Origin of the sequence: Undibacterium sp. Xuan67W (assembly GCF_049340165.1) — a bacterium.
Classification (GTDB): Bacteria; Pseudomonadota; Gammaproteobacteria; order Burkholderiales; family Burkholderiaceae_D; genus Undibacterium.
This window is the reverse complement of record NZ_JBMPPN010000003.1, coordinates 114,891-133,168: the sequence shown is the minus strand read 5'-3', so window position 1 is coordinate 133,168 and position 18,278 is coordinate 114,891. Positions and strand designations below refer to the sequence as shown.

Genomic DNA, 18,278 nt, shown 5'->3' with positions numbered 1-18,278 from the left:
ATGATTGGCACCTGTATCGAACCCGGCGCTAAATTAACTCGAAATGGACATTTAAAATGACTGCTTAATTTAATATCAAATTATAAACAAATTTGATCTGACATGGTGAGTTTATGAGCATCAGGAAGTACAAATAAAAAAGCATGAAACCCTGTCAGGATTTCATGCCTGTCGCTATCTGGAACTAACGAGGAATAACAGCGAATTCTGGATTCGTTGAATAGTCGGGCTTGACGCTACGGTTCATAAATATCTTCCATGCATCCGCACCACCCGCTACACCGGAGTCCACGCTGTAAGCAAGCGCCGGTTGCATATTGGAAGGAAAGCCTTCTGTGCCGTACGCGTAGCCTGTCATTTCACCGACTTTCAAACCAAGATTAGCGGCCATTGCGGGACTATTACACGCCAGCGAAGTCAGGGTCGTAGGGCTGCTGGCGAGATAAGCCTGACCTATCGTCGTGTAATAACTGCTGGTTGCCGTATCACGGACGTTCATCGAGTAGATCGCTCCCAATATCCAGCAATAAGAAGGATCATTCATCCGGCTAATTGGGAATTTTGCTTTCCACTTCAACAGAGGCAAGGCCTTGGTATAGCCCAGCTCGGCTGCACGCCCTGCTGCCGAGGTAAAGAAGTCATCCATCCAGGGGGCAATGCCGCGTTTGTCATTGTATTCAGTCGAGTACAGATCAAAGATGGCACCCAGCGTATTGTCTGGTTTGGGATTGTTGGTATAGCTGGTGTTATACCAGTCCAGATTGATCGCTAAAAAAGTGGCGAACTGGCTCTTCAGTGCATCTTTATCCGGTGTAATAAATGCGGTCTCTGCCAGCGAACGCAGAATCCAGGCTTGCCCGCGTACCGGTGTACGGTTGAACAAACCCTTGATGTTGTCACGGTAACCGGGATTGCTTTGGAACAGATTCCACATGGTCCAGAATTGCAGTTCTTCTAAGTGGTAATAATCCCCCGTTACCAGATAAGGCAGGTAAGAAAAATCAGGCTCATGGTTGGAATCTGCCACGTTCGGGTTGGTACACACACCGCCGCATGCGGGAAAAGCTTCGAGCTTTTTGGTCGCCGGATTAAAGGTGTCGCCAGAGTTGCCGAGTATGGTCATGTAGGGATAATCGAGCAGGCTGATCGGGCGATCGGTATTTTTATCGCGGTAATGCATAGACCAACTACCCGCCAGATCTGCCGTACCCAAAGTTGCCTGTTTGGCGTCCTTATCCATGCTCAGCAAATAGCTTGCAGCCCATCCAGGCATAAGACCAATATCTGGCCTGCCACCGGGGCTAGGCATCGATGGCAAGGCCATACCGTTGCCCATGGGTTCGGCAGCGGCACCGGTGAACTGAGTTTTTATTGAGGCAAAAGATGGCGTGGAAAATACGATACTCTGGTCATAATTGGGAACCGCTTTAGACGCGATCAGATAGGCCGTATTGTGACGAATATGTACTTGTGGCTCTGCGCCCCACCAGAACAGTTTGCGCCAGCGTGCGTGGTGATAATGTGTCAGGGCAGACTTGGCATATACCGACTGTCCCGCGACTTTGATTTGCGCATCGTAGGTGATGTTTTGCGGAGCTGGTTCATAGGCCCAGTTGTTTTCTATCGTGACATCGACTCTGGCCTTGCTTTGCCCGGTATATGAACGAATCGCAAAACGTGCCGTCAAGTGGGGATGTGTTGCGCCCTGTGCGGTCTTCAGCGGTGCCGACACCAGCCATTCATTCACCACGGAACCTGCCAGCCAATTTGTGTACTGGCCGGACTTCAGCAAATCGTCTGCTGATGCTGAATAGAGTACGCCGCCAATCACTGCAGTCGCCGATGCCGTAAAACCGGCAGTAAGCAAAGCTGACGGCGTCCCGGAAACGGGGGCGGTATTGGGCACAGTGTTTTTCAGCAGGCTGATCGTCTCGGTCTGATTTGCCATAAGCTTGGGAAGTACGCCAGATACCACAGCATGGCGCCAGGATCCGTCGTCATGACTAGCCTTCACGTCAAGCTGCAATGGCAATATGCTGCCGTCACTGAGCTTGGCACTGAGACTGCTGGTGGCAACGACATCCCCCTTGGCAAAAACATGTCCGAAGCTGAACGGGACATTGCTTTGATCTATACCAGTATTCTGCACCTTGACTGTGGTAATCAAACCCACGGTCGTATCAGGCGCATTAACGGGAGGAACCGGCGTTGTCGGCGTGGCGGGCGGCGTACTAATCACCGGCGGAATGGCAACAATAGGTGGCGTAGGATTTTGTGGTGTCGTACCGGACACAGCGGTACCAGCACCGCCACAGGCAACAAGAAACATTGTTACCGTCAAACACATAATGTGTGATGGATTAACTCGCTTGAGTGCGGTAGAAAATGTTGGGGTAGTCATAGGAGCTGCTTTACAAGAGGAGAACATTGACACCTAGTCAGCATAGTTGTCACGGGAATCATGTCAATTGATTTCTTGTTCAGTAAATTTACCAAGACTCATTGAAACCTAAGTGAGAACTCGATAACGACCGAACGGCAACCACATATCCACATTTACGACTAATAGAGTAACTTTTGTGCGGTAAATAGGTTAACGGCTGGCTAAAAAATTAGTGAAGAAGGGTTACAACTTAGTTGACTCAGACCAATATTTCTTTTGGTCTGATATGGCCTAAAAAATCATTCGGACTTGCGGTTAATCCATAAGCTCCCGACTGAAAAACTACTACGAGGTCATCAACATCGGCACGCGCAAGCTCCATTCGATCCGCCAGCAAATCCAGGGGCGTACACAAAGGTCCGGTGACAGAGGTAACTTCTTTTACATCCGGATACATCTTCGTGGCAATAACGACAGGATAATTTTTACGTATGACTTGCCCCAGATTGCCGGACGCCGCAAGGTGATGATTCATACCGCCATCCGTGATCAAAAACACTTGTCCGCGTGATATTTTTCGATCAACAACTCTGGTGATATAGACTCCCGCCTCACCGACCAGATAACGCCCCATTTCTGTTGCGATGCGCGTACCAGGCAGACGCGTCGCCAACTGGTTGACCCAATGCTGCAAATGCTGTCCGATAGGCGCAATATCTAAAGGCAACTCGCCAGGAAAATAAGGAATACCGAATCCACCACCAATATTAATCAATCGTGGTGCAACTGGCGCATAGTCTGATAAGGCCAGCGCCAGTTCAAAAGTTTTCACCTGAGCTTCAATGATCGCGTCTGATTTTAAATTCTGAGAGCCGCTGTAAATCTGAAAACCATGAAATTCAACATTCGTCACAGCCAGCTCTTTTAGCAAAGCTGGTACCAACTCGGCATCCACACCAAATTGTTTTGAACCACCAGCCATTTTCATGCCGGAAGACTTCAATTCAAAGTCTGGATTCACTCTGACCATGACACTGGCCTGGACACCGCAGGCATTTGCCAGCCGGTCTATGCGTCGCAATTCTCCGGCGGATTCCAGATTGATCACAATACCGGCGGCGATAGCCTGAGCTAACTCGGCGTCCGTCTTTCCCGGTCCGGTAAAACTGATCTTTGCTGGTATCAGCGGCGTATCGAGCGCAATTTTTAATTCACCGCCCGAGGCGACATCCAGACCATCTACCAGACCCGCCATGTGCTGCACGACCGCTGGCATCGGATTCGCTTTGAGCGAGTAGTGAAGCAAGATTTCTTGTGGCAAATGGCAGCGTACATGCGCCACTCTGTCTGTCATCACTTGCCTATCGTAGGCAAAGAATGGCGTGCTGCCAACACGTTGCGCCAACCGACGGACTGGTATGCCGCCTAGCTGCAATTCACCGTCAACGGTTGAAAACTGCGTTTGCATCGCATGCACAGGTTTGGCTTGCTTCATTGAGATACCGATACGAAAAGTTCATGAAAGCGTAACTGCAAGAGTTTGCGATCAATCTTACCATTAGGATTGCGCGGCAAATTCTCCGCCGTTACGGCAATATGCGATGGCAGCATATAGCCCGGTAAGTGGCGCTGCATCTCCTTGCGAAGCACCTGGACATCGATACTATCCAGCTTGTCTGGCTGTATCACCAGCACAATGGCCTGACCTGATTCGGAATGCGGGACGCCGATCGCGGCAACTTCGTTCACATGCTGAAAGCCGGAGATGATCTCCTCAATTTCTGTCGGGCTGATACGATAGCCCGATACCTTGATCATGTCATCGGTCCGCCCGATAAAATAAAGATACCCCTCGGCATCACGCCGCACAGTGTCACCCGACCACACTGCAATTTCGGGAAAAACCAGTCCTGTAGCAGTACCGGAAATCGGCTTGAAACGTTCTTGGGTTTTCGCCTTATCGTTCCAATAGCCTTGTGACACCAGGGCTCCTCTATGTACCAGCTCTCCAGCCTCATCCGGCGCGCATTCACTGCCATCAGGTCTGACAACCAGAATCTCTGCATTCGGAATCGCTTTGCCGATCGAATCTGGTCTGATGTCTACCTGATCAGGCGCAAGATAGGTCGAGCGGAACGCTTCGGTTAATCCATACATCAGAAACACTTTCGCCTCAGGCAAAAGCTGCCGCAGTTTGCTCAGCGTTGCTCCCTGCATGGCGCCGCCAGAGTTGGTGATATAACGTAAGCTCGATTTTTCCGGCCAGCGTTGCTGTGCGAGCTGCAACCACAATGGCGGCACCGCAGCAAGACCCGTAATCCGTTCTTCGGCAACTGCGTTGAGAATATCCCGCGGCATCAGATAGTTCATCAGCACGACGCTCGCGCCCACTAAAAATGCTGTGGTGAGCTGACTCAGTCCATAATCAAAGCTAAGAGGTAAGACCGACAATATCCGGTCAGATGCGCAGTTCTGTAAATACTCTGCAACACTCTCAGCACCGGCAATCAAATTACGGTGAGACAAGACGACTCCCTTGGGCTTACCTGTACTGCCGGATGTGTACAGGATCGCAGCCATATCACGATCAATACACTGGTGATGTTGTGGGATGCGCTCAGATGCCATAGTCAAGGCATCTTGCCAAAGCAGGACACGACAATTCAATTCCTTAATTTCAGGGATGCTTTTACCGACGACAATCAAGGTTTGTAGCTCGGGGCAATCCTTCAGAACAGGTAACAAGGCTGAGATGCGCTCGGACGACGTAACCAGAATTTTGACGTTGCAATCCTTGAGAATATAAGCGACCTGCTCCGCTTTCAATAAAGGATTGACCGGGACAAAAACAGCGCTTGCTGCAGATGCTGCAAACAGCGTCACCACATTCTCTATCCGCTTTTCGAGGAACACCGCAACGCGGTCATGCCGTGCAATATCCAAGGCCTGAAGAGCCTCAGAAACGAGCTGAATCTGCTGTGCTAGGTCAGCGTAACTGAGTCGCTGCGTTTGATAGCACAGAGCTTCCGCCTGCGGCGTGCGTTGCGCGGTACGGACGATCAATTCGTGGACGAGATAACTCATAAGCTCTGCAAGATCAGCGACGATGGATCAGGCATGTTGATATGTACGCCAGACTTATTTAATTGCGTGACGATTCATTAAATCGTACAGGGTCGGACGACTGATGCCCAATAGCTCTGCGGCCTTTGCAATGTTTCCATCCATCCTGGCAAGTGCTTTGACCACGGCCTTATGCTCAGCCTCCTCACGTATCTGACGCAAATTGATCGGCGCTTCCTCCACTGGTTCGGACGACAAGCCGAGATCCTCGGCTGTAATCTGTGGGCCATCCGCCATGATCACGGCACGCTTAATACAGTTTTCCATTTCGCGCACATTACCGGGCCAGGTATGACTCTCGATCATTGCCAGCGCATCCTGACTAAAATTTAAGCCAGGACGTCCTTCTTTCGCGTTAAATTTATTTTTGAAATGGTGCGCCAGTAATGCGGCATCGCCATCACGTGCAGCCAGTGGCGGGATATTAATGACGATTTCACTGAGACGGTAATATAGATCCTCACGGAATCGCCCGGTGGTAGCCAGCTCTTTAAGGTTCTGATGTGTCGCGCAGACAATACGCACGTCAACCGGAATTTCTTTATGCCCGCCAATACGCTCTACTACACGCTCCTGTAAAAAACGCAGGAGCTTGGCTTGTAAAGGCATAGGAAGATCACCGACTTCATCAAGGAAAAACGTTCCCTCGTTAGCCAATTCAATCTTGCCTAAATTTTGTTTTACCGCGCCGGTAAACGCGCCTTTTTCGTAACCGAATAACTCACTCTCTAATAAATTCTCCGGGATCGCTGCGCAGTTAATCGCCATGAAACGCTTGTCCTGCCTAGGACTCAACTGATGCAGTGCACGGGCTAATACTTCTTTACCTGTACCGCTATCTCCTAACAGCATGACCGATGCGGACGAAGGCGCTACTTTTTCAATATTCCTGCAAACCTTCAGCATGCCAGGGTCGCGACTGATGACGCCGGACATCGGCGATGCCGTCTGCATTTGCAACATGCGCCGGTTGTCTTGTTGCAGTGCATGTAAATAAAAGGCCCGCTCGATAACTAATCCCAGCATCTCCGGCTCGAACGGCTTTTGATGAAAATCATACGCCCCCAGCCCGATTGCCTTGACCGCGTTTTCTCTGTCCTGATTACCAGAAAGTACGATGACTTTTGTGTCCGGTGCCAATGACAGAATTTGCTGCAAAATCGCCAATCCTTCTGTCGCACCATCAGGATCGGGCGGTAATCCGAGATCCATCGTGACGACCGCAGGTTCGTGGCGGCGCACCAGTGCTAAGGCACTTTCTCTGTCTCCGGCAACCAGGACTTCATATGCGTCGAAACTCCAACGCAATTGTTTTTGCAGCCCAAGGTCATCCTCAATAATGAGCAACTTTTTCTTTTCTTGGCTCACGATGTTACCTTTTGTGTTTGAGCATCTTGCAACGCATGTGTGTCATCTAAAAAATAGCCGGGCAAAATGATCTTAAAGCTGGTGCCAACAGAGACACGGCTCATGATTTCCAGTTTCCCGCCTAACTCGTCTATATATTCTTTGGTCTCAAAAACGCCGATTCCCATGCCAGCGACCTTGGTGGACACAAAAGGGCTGAAGAGTTTGTCCCGGATAAAGTCTTCAGACATACCGACACCTGTGTCTTTAATTTCGATCACTGCATGACGATGTTGCTGGGAAAGCTTGACATGCACTTCGCCATGTTTAGGTGTGGCTTCAATCGCATTCTGAATCAGATGCCCGATAACGCGCTCTAACCGTTCCCTGTTTGCAAACACTTGTACATCTGGACTGTTAATCTCCAATTTCGGCGTTGGCTCGTAGGGTGATTTGGAATCAACAGCATGGCTTAACAAGGCATCCAGAGGAATCACTGCCAATTTATCAACCGATGCACCTCTGCTTAATTTCTGCAGTAATACCTTCATCTTTTGTACTGAGTGGTCTATGGTATCGACCATGTCTTTTTGAAACTCCGGGTTTTCTTTATGTTTCTCCGCGTTTGATAACAGAAGGGACAACTGCGCTACCAGATTTTTTAAATCATGCGCCATGAAGGTTGACATACGATTAAATGACTCGAACTGTCTCGCTACCATTAGTGCATTCGCTGACTGCTCTTGCGCAAGATAACTCGCGGCCTGCACACCGGCGATTTTTAGCAAATCCAGCACTTCCCAGTTCAGTTTTATTTTGCTGCGAGCTTCTGCCAGTAAGATAAAACCAAAGAGTTTTCCGTTAAAGATGAGAGGCAATACTAGCCAGGCTCTCGGATAATGTTGCAACCACTCCGGAATAGCCACTTCAGCATAAGGATTGGTTTGATCGTCGGCATGAGATAAGTCGACAACCCACTGCTTTTCTTCAAGCAGCTTGCTGAACGCACTATTTACGGATTCGGTCGAATTCCCTAAAGGCATATTCCAGTTGTTCACTGGTTCGCACATTCCCGATTCACGTCTGACAAACAACACACCCGCAGGACTCTCGACTAAGCTTGCCAGAGCACGGATCACACGCTCACCCAAATCATCACCACCAATCGAAAGTGTTCTGGTAAATCGTATCCACTCTTCTCGATAATCGTAATTATAGTTGTAAAAATGCTTACTTATAAAAACTTTAAGCCACGATCTTACTGAGCCAGAAAATAAAAGCACCACCAGCAAAATAACGGCGCCAAACAAGAAGGCGACCTGCATGACTGTTCCCCAGTTTCCACCGAAGAATCTCAAGTAATATCCGGCGGCAGCCATCGCGAGCAAATAAAATGCTGCGCCAAATAAGGTGGCCGAATGGAATAGCATGCGGCGGGACACCAGAATACCCAGCGACCATTTAGGATTACGCGCAACAGATATCGCGATCAAGGGAACGCTGATCGCATCAACCAGACCGCGTGCCGCCCATATCTCAGGGTTAATCGTACGGAACAACATTGCATCGCTATACAAATAAAAATCGTACGCGAACAGACCGCCAATACCTAGGCAGGCAAACTTAATACCCCAGCGACCTTGGTCCGACATATTGCGAAAAAATTGCTCAACCAGTAGCAAACCCATCACCGCTAATGCGACCCGGCCAAACGTATCAGTAATTAAGCTGATCTTTGCGCTGAGAGGATCACCGATCGTAGAATGTACATAGATGGTTGAAAAAAATAACGTTCCCAAAAATATCAGGATGACTTGCTTGTAGGGTTTGCCGCTCACCCAGGTGAACACATTGCCGGAAGTTTGAGGATGAAGAAGTATCAGCAAGAAAATGATCCACGACGCACTTCTTGCAATTTCTAACGCATTGGCAAACGTGGACAACGGCAAGCTAAACAGAATATGAAATGCAAGCGTGGCCGCCCAGGATGTGGTGATGATGCAGGCAGCAGCAAGCGTTTTCCAATGAAGTCGCCCGTGCCATTTAGTCATCAAAACGACAGTCAGAATAAGAAATGCGAAGGCCGCGACAAGATAGCTTAGTGAAACAACGCTAATCAGCATCTACTCTACTTTCTATGAACGAGCATTATCTTGCTCCCTTACCCAATAAAACGACTTGTACTGTTTCCAGCAAAATCAAAACGTCTAAGAACAAGCTATTATTTTTTACGTAATACAAGTCGTATTGCAGTTTCTGTACGGAGTCTTCAACTGAAGCACCGTAGGCATAGCGTACTTGTGCCATGCCGGTGATGCCCGGCTTGATACTGTGACGCATATTGTAAAAAGGAACGTCTTTACACAATTGGTCAACAAAGAATGGCCTCTCCGGACGCGGACCTACAAAACTCATTTCTCCGCGTAATACATTCAGGATTTGAGGTAACTCATCAATACGTAATTTACGGATGACTTTACCAACGCTGGTTGTACGCGGATCATTATTAGTCGCCCATTGTGGTCTGTCCGCCTTTTCTGCGTTGATTCCCATGCTTCGGAACTTCAGAACCATATATGTCTCACCATTCTTCCCAACACGCTCTTGCTTATAGAAAATCGGTCCACGATCCTCCATATAAATCAATAGCGCAGTGATCAACATGATTGGCGAAGAAATCAAAAATATGATCGCACTTACTGCGAAATCAAAAATCTGCTTCCCGAACCTTCTTAAAAAACTTTGATTGAAACCGTCACCAAAAACTAACCACCCTGGCTGTAACGACTCAACACGAATTTGACATGCTTCACGTTCAAAAAACGCCGCGGCGTCAATGACCTTAACACCATTTAATTTACAGTCCAGTAAATCGTCAATGGGGAACTGCGCACCACGACGGTTTTGTACGGCAACTACGATTTCATCAGCATGATACTTCTCTGCAACTGAACTCAGACTCGCCTCGGAAGACAAGAGATTCGTCACTGGAACCTGGCATATCTCATCGGTGACGGGTACAAATCCCAATATCTCGTATTCATGGTGCGCAGTGTTGGTCAGCGCCAGTTCATAACATTCTTTTGCCAAGGAACCCGAGCCCAGAAAAATGATCCTTGATCGCAGCAACCCTGATTCTGAGGTTTTAAAAATCAAGACTCTTGCGGTCAAAATGCCAATAGCAGCAATCACCAGCACGATGCCCAGCACACCACGCCCAATGAATAATGTGGGAAGCACATAAAATGTCAGCGTAACCAGAATGAGCGCTAACGCTAAAGAAGGCATCAATCTTAAAAACGTATTTCTGATGCCTTCACGAAAATTAATCTGGTACATGCCCAAAGCACTCATGCTGAACACAACAATCGATGCAAAAACTAAAGCCGTACTAAAGAAATTATCTGATTTCTCAGAAAAAGGAAAAGCACTGTCTAATGTGCGGATGATGGCTCCCAAATAAACCGAAGCAAGTGCAATACTAAATTCAATCAATAGAAGAATTGATGTAATACGCGATACATGGTGATTAGCAATCCTGAACATCGACACTCCACAGCCAGACAAATAATTTATATTGCAAAAATAGCATTCTTTATGCGACAGAGTACTATATTTTTGATAATTTTTACAGCACTTAATTTGACTTGTTTTGAATATCTGTAAATAGATATTTCATAGCAACTTTTTGCGCATACAAAGAAAAAAGCTGCCTGGTTTACACCAGGCAGCTTTTACCAAGGTTGGCTTGGATTATTTTCTTCTGCGACGAATACTTGCCAGGCCAGCCAGACCCAAGCCCAGTAAGCCAAGTGACGCAGGTTCTGGGATTGCATTGCCACTCACCTGACCAGCTGATTTTACCGTCCAGCCAATGTTAGAGGCCTTGTTACCCAAATTGTCAAACGTAACATTTAACAAAAAGTCATGCGCGTTACCATTTGGATCAATTGCTGTATTTGTATCAAACTGCGCTGCCCATGCACCACCAGTAACATCAAGGAAACCCTGACCAGCACCTGACAAACCTGTGTTTGCATAAGTTGTAACGTAACTAGCAGCAGGATCGTCGCCAATTACACCAGCACCAAAACTTGCAGACAAGACATTTGTACCTGTGGCGATACCTGTATAAGCATATTGACCTGTGCGACCTGCAGTTGCCGTCGTTGGATTCCAATCCGTGTTATTCAAATAGAGATCAATCCAACCACCACTAGCCAGCGCAGTTGTTGTTTTAACTAAGCCAGTGCTTACTTCAACATAGTAATCCTTCAGACCACCGAACAAACCAGTTAAGTACTGACCAGTTCCTTTAGTCCAAACGATGGAACCGTCAGAAATTTTGGAAATTGACGCTACGGAAAAAATACCCCAAGTATCATCACCGTAAGAATTCGGCCACGGGTTGGATGCAATACCGTCACAGCCACTTGTTGTCGTGCACTTAACACCTGGAGTAGCGCCGTACCCGATTGTGCCTGCATCGTAGTTATCGATCGTGAATTTCAGATCGCCTGCTACCAGACTAATCGCACTTGCTGATCCGACCATACCTGCAGCCAAAACCATACCTGCAACCAGTTTTGAAATTTGTTTCATATTCATTTGAGCTTCCCCTTAATTTAGGTCAAATCACTACCTCGACGCCTATCTATAAGCACAAGGTATGCCAGAAATCACAAACAACTATAAGTAACTGATTTTATTAGTTAAAATACTTTTCCAAATTAACTAAAAGGCAATCAAAACACATTGCTGTAAAAATAACCGACATAAAATATTTACCCCAGCCAATAAACAAATTTACGCTCATAATCCAAGGATTTTCCATGTGGAAAATCGTGATAGGAGTAGCAAATAGTTTCGACGCGCCCATATGTCAAACTGGCAGCAGCTTGTAGCGAGGATGCAATTGATTGCGGGGAAATTTCATTTCCATGTTGCAACTGAATTTCCCAGCGAAGACCATTCACGGCAGAGGTCAACCGAAAAGCGCCACTGACTTGAGCCGCAATTGCCGGATCTGCGTAAAGCAGGTGCTTAAAATGATCCAGATGCATACCATCTGGCAGATAGTCCTTAGCTCGCCCATGTAAAGCTATCACTGGCAAAGAAGGGAGAGAAAAATCTTTATTGGTTTTTCTGCATACCGCATTTAATTCAGCGGTACTGAGCAACTTTGCTTTATCCCCGGTTTTATAACGCATCAACGGGATAGGGATATCCGGATCGAGCATGGAAACCAAGAGGTCTCCGTTACCGTGCTTGTCCGTATTCACCACTTCGACGAAAGTTCGCATTGGATTAAAGACCATGAAGGACGGCACTGGTGCGTCAATTGCGCTGCGGCCAAATAGATCGATCAGCAAGTCCGGCTGAGCCATACATGCTCTGCGCATAGCAATGGTTTCTCTTGTTTCATTAAACAAGTTCAGTCCCAATTCGCCTACGCCCATAGAGCTGCCAATCAGGCCACTGGCTGGATGATCAGGATTGCTGTTCAAAACCAGCGCAAGATAATCTCGAAATGACTCGCTAAACGTTTCTTCACCGACAATGACATTAACCCGGTAGCGCCCCCAGTCCAGCCCTTTACTTTGAGAAAAATCACATAATTTTTTAAGAAAAATAGGATCGCCACAAAGAATGATTTGCTCAAAAGCAGCACCCGCTTGCTCGACAATTGCGCAAGCCATATCCTCCCTGACGCTGACATTAGCCACACATACGGTATCCGATTGAAATGTCACCCCCATCGGTAAGCAATTGATCAGCAAGGTTTTATAGCGATCAATATCAAAGGCTAGTTCAAGCCCCATATCAATCAGAGTCGCCGTTGATTTCAATTGCTTTCTGGTACTAAGTCCGATCGCGAAACCATTACTCCCATGACCTGAGCTAGTGAGTATTGAGGCGAGCTGCGATTTATCCGTATCGCTGGCAATTAATTGATCAATAGGGAAACGGCGGAATGTATTAGATTTTTCTAGGACAGGGCAACGTCGCACAAAATCATCAGCAGTATTAATGTCACATACTGAAGCATCATGTTCACGCAGCAAAATTTGATAAGCAGATGAGTGTCTGGCGGCTCTGCGAAATGCACGAATCAACTTCTTTTTACCCAGTTGAATAAGCTGATCAGACGTGGTTCTTGCTAGCTGATAGCGAATTATCCGCCTGCTTAATCTGGCAAAAATTGGATTCATTTTTTTGTTTTCCAGACATTGAATTTGTTTTGGAGTCGCTGCATTTCTATGCTTATTTTTTCTTTATTATCTGCTGCCAGAATGTACTAATCATGGTTCTGATAATTACGGTGTACGGTATCTGCTCGTCATTAAACCAGGCAGCCAGAAATTTGTTTTCTTTATGTAGCCGTTTATTAAGTTCGTCCAGATCCACGACAAAAGGCGTAACCGGCCCGTAGTAGTCAGTTTGCGGGCCTATCGGCACAAAGCGAAACCCCATTTTATCCAGCGATTTTGCCAGCGAGCGCTCCATCGCCGCATACCAATAGCGAATGCCGTTTTTTCGGCTGTAGCGATACATCTCCCGATATAAGCCTAATAAGAGTAAAGGGCTATTACCGTCTCGTTTTTTTCCGCCCTGATGCGGCTGAATTGACGCGGCATTCCCTTTTTCCCGGAAATCCTGAGATACACCTTCCATCGAATCGCCTCTACGACGACGATGTGATCTGCGGACGACTAAGCGTGATATTTCACCAGCAGTCTCCCTGACCGGCATAACATAGTCATCAAAAACGCTGCAATGCCCCTCAAAAGGATAATTCAAATCAGGAGATGGCTGCACCAGGCGTACCGTACCGACAATCTGGTTATCCATAGTGAAGGCGGCAAAATGCGTGGAGCACTCATCAAACTCATCACTTTCTAAACCATCTTTAAATTCCTCAGTCGGCAGAAAATGGCATTCGAGACAGTACACCTCATATCTCAGTTGAAAAATTTCTTTGAGGAGAGTGGACTCAATATTTCCACTTAATTCCTTACGGAAATTAAAGTAAGGAACCAGAATATCGCGCTTGCTAAGTAATCTCTTAATCAGCATATGCCTTCCGATTTAAGGTTTACTGCTGCGGGTGGGGCGCATCACTATAGACGATGCGTCAACAATATTACGTTGAAACGGGTGCGTCGATTTTTGGTACAACCGATTAATTTTTTGCACGTAATCCATGGTCTCCAAATAAGGTGGAACGCCATGGTATTTCTCTACGGCCCGCTCACCAGCGTTGTAAGCAGCTGCTACCAGTGAGACATTACCTCTAAAAAGAGCTAATAGCCAGCGTAAATAAGATAAGCCTCCTTTGATGTTATCTTCCGCATCAAATGCATTTTTTACGCTGAAGCGTTGGGCAGTATCAGGGGTTAGTTGCATCAGGCCCTGAGCATTTTTGGGAGATAAGGCCTGCTCGTTAAAACCAGACTCCACTGATATAACAGCCAAGGCCAGATTAGCATCGACAGAATATTTTGGCGCCCATTTTTCTACTAGCTGCGAAATCCGGCCTTTTGGGTATTTGGGTAAAAAGACCAGATCTTTTTTTTCGTCCAGATTGATCATCTCAGAACTCAGACAAGGAGGTAATGCCGATATGTCCTCGGTTGACATATTGCCGATCATTCTCCGCGCCAGTTCGTGACCCTGCTCAGCAGCCACTTGAAATAATTGAGCTGCAGTAGCATCGTTGCGCTCAACGCCACGCCCGTTAGCGTACATCCAGCCCATCGCATATTGCGCATCAGCATCACCTAATTTCGCTGCCGCACAATATAACGCTAACGCATACGGATAATCTTTTGGCACCCCCTCTGCATGCTCATATCTGGCCGCCATGATCGTCAAGGCGCGGCTATCCCCCGTATCTCCAAGCCCTCCATATAAAGAGCTGGACGCACTCTCCTCGGCGAGTGTAATACTGCTCGCCGACACCAAGACAGAGAAAAATATAATTAAACGAGCGAACATAAAATATGTTGTATCGATTGAGCGTCTCAACGGTGTTGATCTGACAAAGATCACTTGTCGTTCTTGAGTGTCAATATCCCGATATTTTTTGTGATTGTTATTATTTTATATACTACAGGCAAATCGAACTAATGCAGTATTAAAAATACAATTATATTGACTTTATTTCAACCTGATCAGCTTTCTATAATTTGCTCTTGGGAATGCTTTACAAGCAAAATACTGACTAAAGAAATATCCGTCTTTAAGCATCTCGCGGCGATATAAATGCCTTATGAAATAGATGGCGCATCAGCAAAAATGGCGGCATACGCAGCCAGTTTGCGCGCACGTACAACATACCTCTTGCCGTTTTTGTGAACCAGTCATCACAACTAAGATGAACAGGTAACAAGGCTCGCATAAATAACTGATCCATAAAAATCTTAAGCAAGGCATGCGGTGCGCTTGCTTTGGCTTGCTCCACGACGTCCTGAGGAATATCGGCTTGCAGTATCAGCTGCATATAGCGCAGCGCATAGAATAAAGGCCGCCCCAGCTCTAACTCCCTTGCCCTCGGAACAAGGGCAGACCAAAAAAATGGATTCTTACCAAAATGCGCAAACAAGCGCTGAATATCTATTAAATCTCGCAATCCGTGATGAAACTCGCCCTCATAGAACAGATGTACCATGCTATGTAACACCATATCAACCGGTGCCAGTATCCGAATCTGTGAGTCGTTTTTCAAGCAAATCGTGGCATCAAGCAATTTTTTTGAGTCCGGATGCACCGCGGCGGTTTCGGGCAAGATTGCATGGTGCAAGTCAACGACCGTCATTCTCTTTACATGCTGCATGGGAGGCAATTCATGCATCCATTGCCGGTAATAGCGCTGGTCATATTTATCGTGATGCGTAGACTCCCAGCCATGCAACATCAAAGCAGCCTCAACAGCATCTAGCGCATCCTTTGGTGCGATGATATCAATGTCGGAAAACAGACGCCCCTGTGCTGCCGGCAAGTCCGCCATGACATAAGCAGCGCCCTTAAGCAATACAACGGGTACATCTGTATCTTTCAGTGCATTTGCAATCATATGCACTTCCCACTGAACTGCGTGACGGTGTTTTTGTGCAACCTTTTCCGCCCATAAGAGATGTCTGAGAGCTTGATCGGGGACTGATGGTAATAAATTTTTTTCTTTAAACAGGTAATACAAACTGCCTAATATATTTGCGGCACGCGCCTGCCGGATCAGCAAATCCCAATCGGACAATGTGAAAGATTGACTGAGTTCTGGCTCGTGCAAGCTGCGCAACAAAAGTCGTCGCGGATCGATGTCACTCTGGATTTTGTCAATCAAATGCGATGTCATCCCTTAGCCTCGACTAAGGAATCAAAAAATTGGATGGCCTGCTCAAGGGAACTATAGGTAAATTCAAACGAGTCAGCACCGTCTATTACCTTAGCTAAAGCGTGAAAGCCAGCAGCACCAAGCAGACTATAGTTAAATGCATTATCTGCAACCCGAATAAAAGCACGAGCCTTAGGAACCGTGTTGATAATCGTTTCAGAATTTACCAGAAACTGAGGAAAAATAATCCATGCAGGGTGTGCTACTTCCTGTCCTCGTACGACACTATCTAAGGTCGGCTTCATGTGTGCAACCGTACCTTTGATGGTATCGCTTACAGGATTGCTGAAAACTGCATCAGGAATGAATTTTTTTATGACGTCAATGGACGAATTTTTCAAACTAACCGGCCGCGGCAATGGGGTTACATCGCCATTATGCAAATTTATTAGTGTTAATTCATCGGACAATAAACGCCAGCCATGATGCGTCAGAGCGGCACACAAGGTACTTTTACCAGACCCTGGCGGCGCAGGCAAGATAACCGCGTGGCCACCCCGCTCTAATACCGCAGCATGAATCATCAAATAGCTATGCGCATGGCTTGACACGCACCAGTTCATGCCCCATTCGAGCATAGGAAAAGCCTGGCTATATGGGAGCGGCTTAAACGGCAAGGTACCGTCACACTCAAACAAAACCTGCCGTCGCACCCAACGTCGCATGCCATCTGAGGATTTCAACCGGACATGAAAATCCGCAAACTCACAACCGACCAGTGAATAATCTGCGTAAATTTTGGCAAAGCTATGTATTGCTGCTGGAATTTGTGTTTGGATATTGAGGACGAATGTCCCCATCTGCAGAAACAAACCGTGCTTCAGTTCATTGCACAGCTCGGGATAAGATAAATCAGCTACTTTCAAATTAAATACGCTCAATCAAAACAAGAGCATGCAGACTGATAAGGACGTCACGAACATAACGAACTAAATCTTCGTCGATCTCAACGTGCCATAGATCTGCCATCTTGGTTGCGATTGATTTTGCATCGCCAGGTGAAGTAGTTAGTTGATCCAGAATTTGTCCGGCTGCGCGATCCAATAAGTGGGTAGCACCAGACTGGCAATTAAACAATACAACTTCATCACCCCAATCATGAGAATTGCTAGCGGTGCTTGCAAGCACTCTCCATTGCATACGAATTATCCACCCGGAACTAAAATTTGTTATTGAATGACAACGAGAAACCTATAGTAAGCCCAACTACACAAATCAGGTCCAGGTAGCTTTTAAATAGGTAACGATTTGAGCCGCGTTCCAATATACACCAGGAGAAGGAGAGAATTTGCCCTTACTTTGCCACTGCGTGAACATATCACGTATCTTTTGCGTAGTAAGGAATGGCGTCCAGTGGCTCAGGGAATTCAGGTATGCCGCCATCAAATACATCCCGACATAGTAATTACTACTGTCAAATGACAGTCCTGCGACCAAGTCTGAACAAGTTACGCCATAGTATTTAGAAGATTTTGAGCAGTCAGTAAAAACGTCCTGGAATTTAGTGCCGTTAATTTTTTTATCCGGATTATCGTGCTTCAAACCACCAGGCCAGCTAGTTGTTCCCGCCCAATAGCATGGGGAACAAGCATAACTCGTCTGAGGAACACCACGATGACTTTGATTGCCCGACTGAAAACCAGAAGGAGATTGAGTAGTACAGCCAAGAACCGGGCGACTCGCCATTGTCATCAACACACCGGTTGTAGCAAGGCCAGCCTTTGTAAAGCGACGACGCGCCTCACCCGGAAATTGAGTACCAGCCTCATGCTTCAACTCTGAAGATGATCGCCCGTCGTTTTCTTTATGTTGATCTTGTGTGGTCATGACGCTCTCCGTCCTGCATTTTGATTTACGTTAAGCAGCATTTGATGTAATTTTAATTTCAGCAATGCGTATCTTCCGTTAGATTAAGCAAATTTTATTCCATATTGGAATTAAAATAAATAAGCTTTTATATTCAACGACTTGAAAATAAAAACTAGCATAAATTTATGCGATTTTTATTTTTAAAAATTTTTCGTAAAAATT

Annotated in this window: 14 protein-coding genes; all 14 read right to left on the bottom strand. The window is 46.7% G+C overall.

The window, feature by feature from the left end:
- Positions 1 to 184: 184 nt before the first annotated feature.
- The gene (locus tag ACO0LE_RS03780) at positions 185 to 2,401 is read right to left on the bottom strand and encodes a hypothetical protein (protein ID WP_422959077.1); all 2,217 of its coding nucleotides are present in this window, start codon (positions 2,399 to 2,401) and stop codon (positions 185 to 187) included.
- Between the two features lie 241 nt (positions 2,402 to 2,642).
- Entirely contained in the window at positions 2,643 to 3,878 is a 1,236-nt protein-coding gene (locus tag ACO0LE_RS03775; protein ID WP_422959076.1) for a pyridoxal-dependent decarboxylase, exosortase A system-associated, read from the bottom strand.
- Positions 3,875 to 5,467, bottom strand: coding sequence for an acyl-CoA ligase (AMP-forming), exosortase A system-associated (locus ACO0LE_RS03770; RefSeq protein ID WP_422959075.1), 1,593 nt, complete (start codon positions 5,465 to 5,467; stop codon positions 3,875 to 3,877). The genes ACO0LE_RS03775 and ACO0LE_RS03770 overlap by 4 nt, the downstream gene beginning before the upstream one ends.
- A 54-nt stretch (positions 5,468 to 5,521) precedes the next feature.
- Positions 5,522 to 6,874 (bottom strand): PEP-CTERM-box response regulator transcription factor, encoded by a 1,353-nt coding sequence (gene prsR / locus ACO0LE_RS03765; RefSeq protein ID WP_422954973.1) that lies wholly within the window; start codon positions 6,872 to 6,874, stop codon positions 5,522 to 5,524.
- Positions 6,871 to 8,976, bottom strand: coding sequence for an XrtA/PEP-CTERM system histidine kinase PrsK (gene prsK, locus ACO0LE_RS03760; protein ID WP_422959074.1), 2,106 nt, complete (start codon positions 8,974 to 8,976; stop codon positions 6,871 to 6,873). The genes prsR and prsK overlap by 4 nt, the downstream gene beginning before the upstream one ends.
- Before the next feature lie 25 nt (positions 8,977 to 9,001).
- Positions 9,002 to 10,399 (bottom strand): TIGR03013 family XrtA/PEP-CTERM system glycosyltransferase, encoded by a 1,398-nt coding sequence (locus tag ACO0LE_RS03755; RefSeq protein ID WP_422959073.1) that lies wholly within the window; start codon positions 10,397 to 10,399, stop codon positions 9,002 to 9,004.
- Between the two features lie 207 nt (positions 10,400 to 10,606).
- A complete protein-coding gene (locus ACO0LE_RS03750; protein WP_422959072.1) occupies positions 10,607 to 11,461 on the bottom strand; it encodes a PEP-CTERM sorting domain-containing protein in 855 nt (284 codons plus the stop codon).
- A gap of 176 nt (positions 11,462 to 11,637) precedes the next feature.
- A complete protein-coding gene (locus ACO0LE_RS03745; RefSeq protein WP_422959071.1) occupies positions 11,638 to 13,065 on the bottom strand; it encodes a hypothetical protein in 1,428 nt (475 codons plus the stop codon).
- 52 nt (positions 13,066 to 13,117) lie between these two features.
- Positions 13,118 to 13,930, bottom strand: coding sequence for a PEP-CTERM/exosortase system-associated acyltransferase (locus tag ACO0LE_RS03740; protein WP_422959070.1), 813 nt, complete (start codon positions 13,928 to 13,930; stop codon positions 13,118 to 13,120).
- A 12-nt stretch (positions 13,931 to 13,942) separates the two neighbouring features.
- Positions 13,943 to 14,851 (bottom strand): transglycosylase SLT domain-containing protein, encoded by a 909-nt coding sequence (locus ACO0LE_RS03735; protein ID WP_422959069.1) that lies wholly within the window; start codon positions 14,849 to 14,851, stop codon positions 13,943 to 13,945.
- Positions 14,852 to 15,095: 244 nt separating this feature from the next.
- Positions 15,096 to 16,208, bottom strand: a complete 1,113-nt coding sequence (locus ACO0LE_RS03730; RefSeq protein ID WP_422959068.1) for a nucleotidyltransferase domain-containing protein — start codon at positions 16,206 to 16,208, stop codon at positions 15,096 to 15,098.
- The gene (locus ACO0LE_RS03725) at positions 16,205 to 17,047 is read right to left on the bottom strand and encodes an HprK-related kinase A (protein WP_422959067.1); all 843 of its coding nucleotides are present in this window, start codon (positions 17,045 to 17,047) and stop codon (positions 16,205 to 16,207) included. The genes ACO0LE_RS03730 and ACO0LE_RS03725 overlap by 4 nt, the downstream gene beginning before the upstream one ends.
- 67 nt (positions 17,048 to 17,114) lie before the next feature.
- A complete protein-coding gene (locus tag ACO0LE_RS03720) occupies positions 17,115 to 17,387 on the bottom strand; it encodes an HPr-rel-A system PqqD family peptide chaperone (protein ID WP_422959066.1) in 273 nt (90 codons plus the stop codon).
- A gap of 75 nt (positions 17,388 to 17,462) precedes the next feature.
- Positions 17,463 to 18,074, bottom strand: a complete 612-nt coding sequence (locus ACO0LE_RS03715; RefSeq protein ID WP_422959065.1) for a hypothetical protein — start codon at positions 18,072 to 18,074, stop codon at positions 17,463 to 17,465.
- Positions 18,075 to 18,278: the final 204 nt, after the last annotated feature.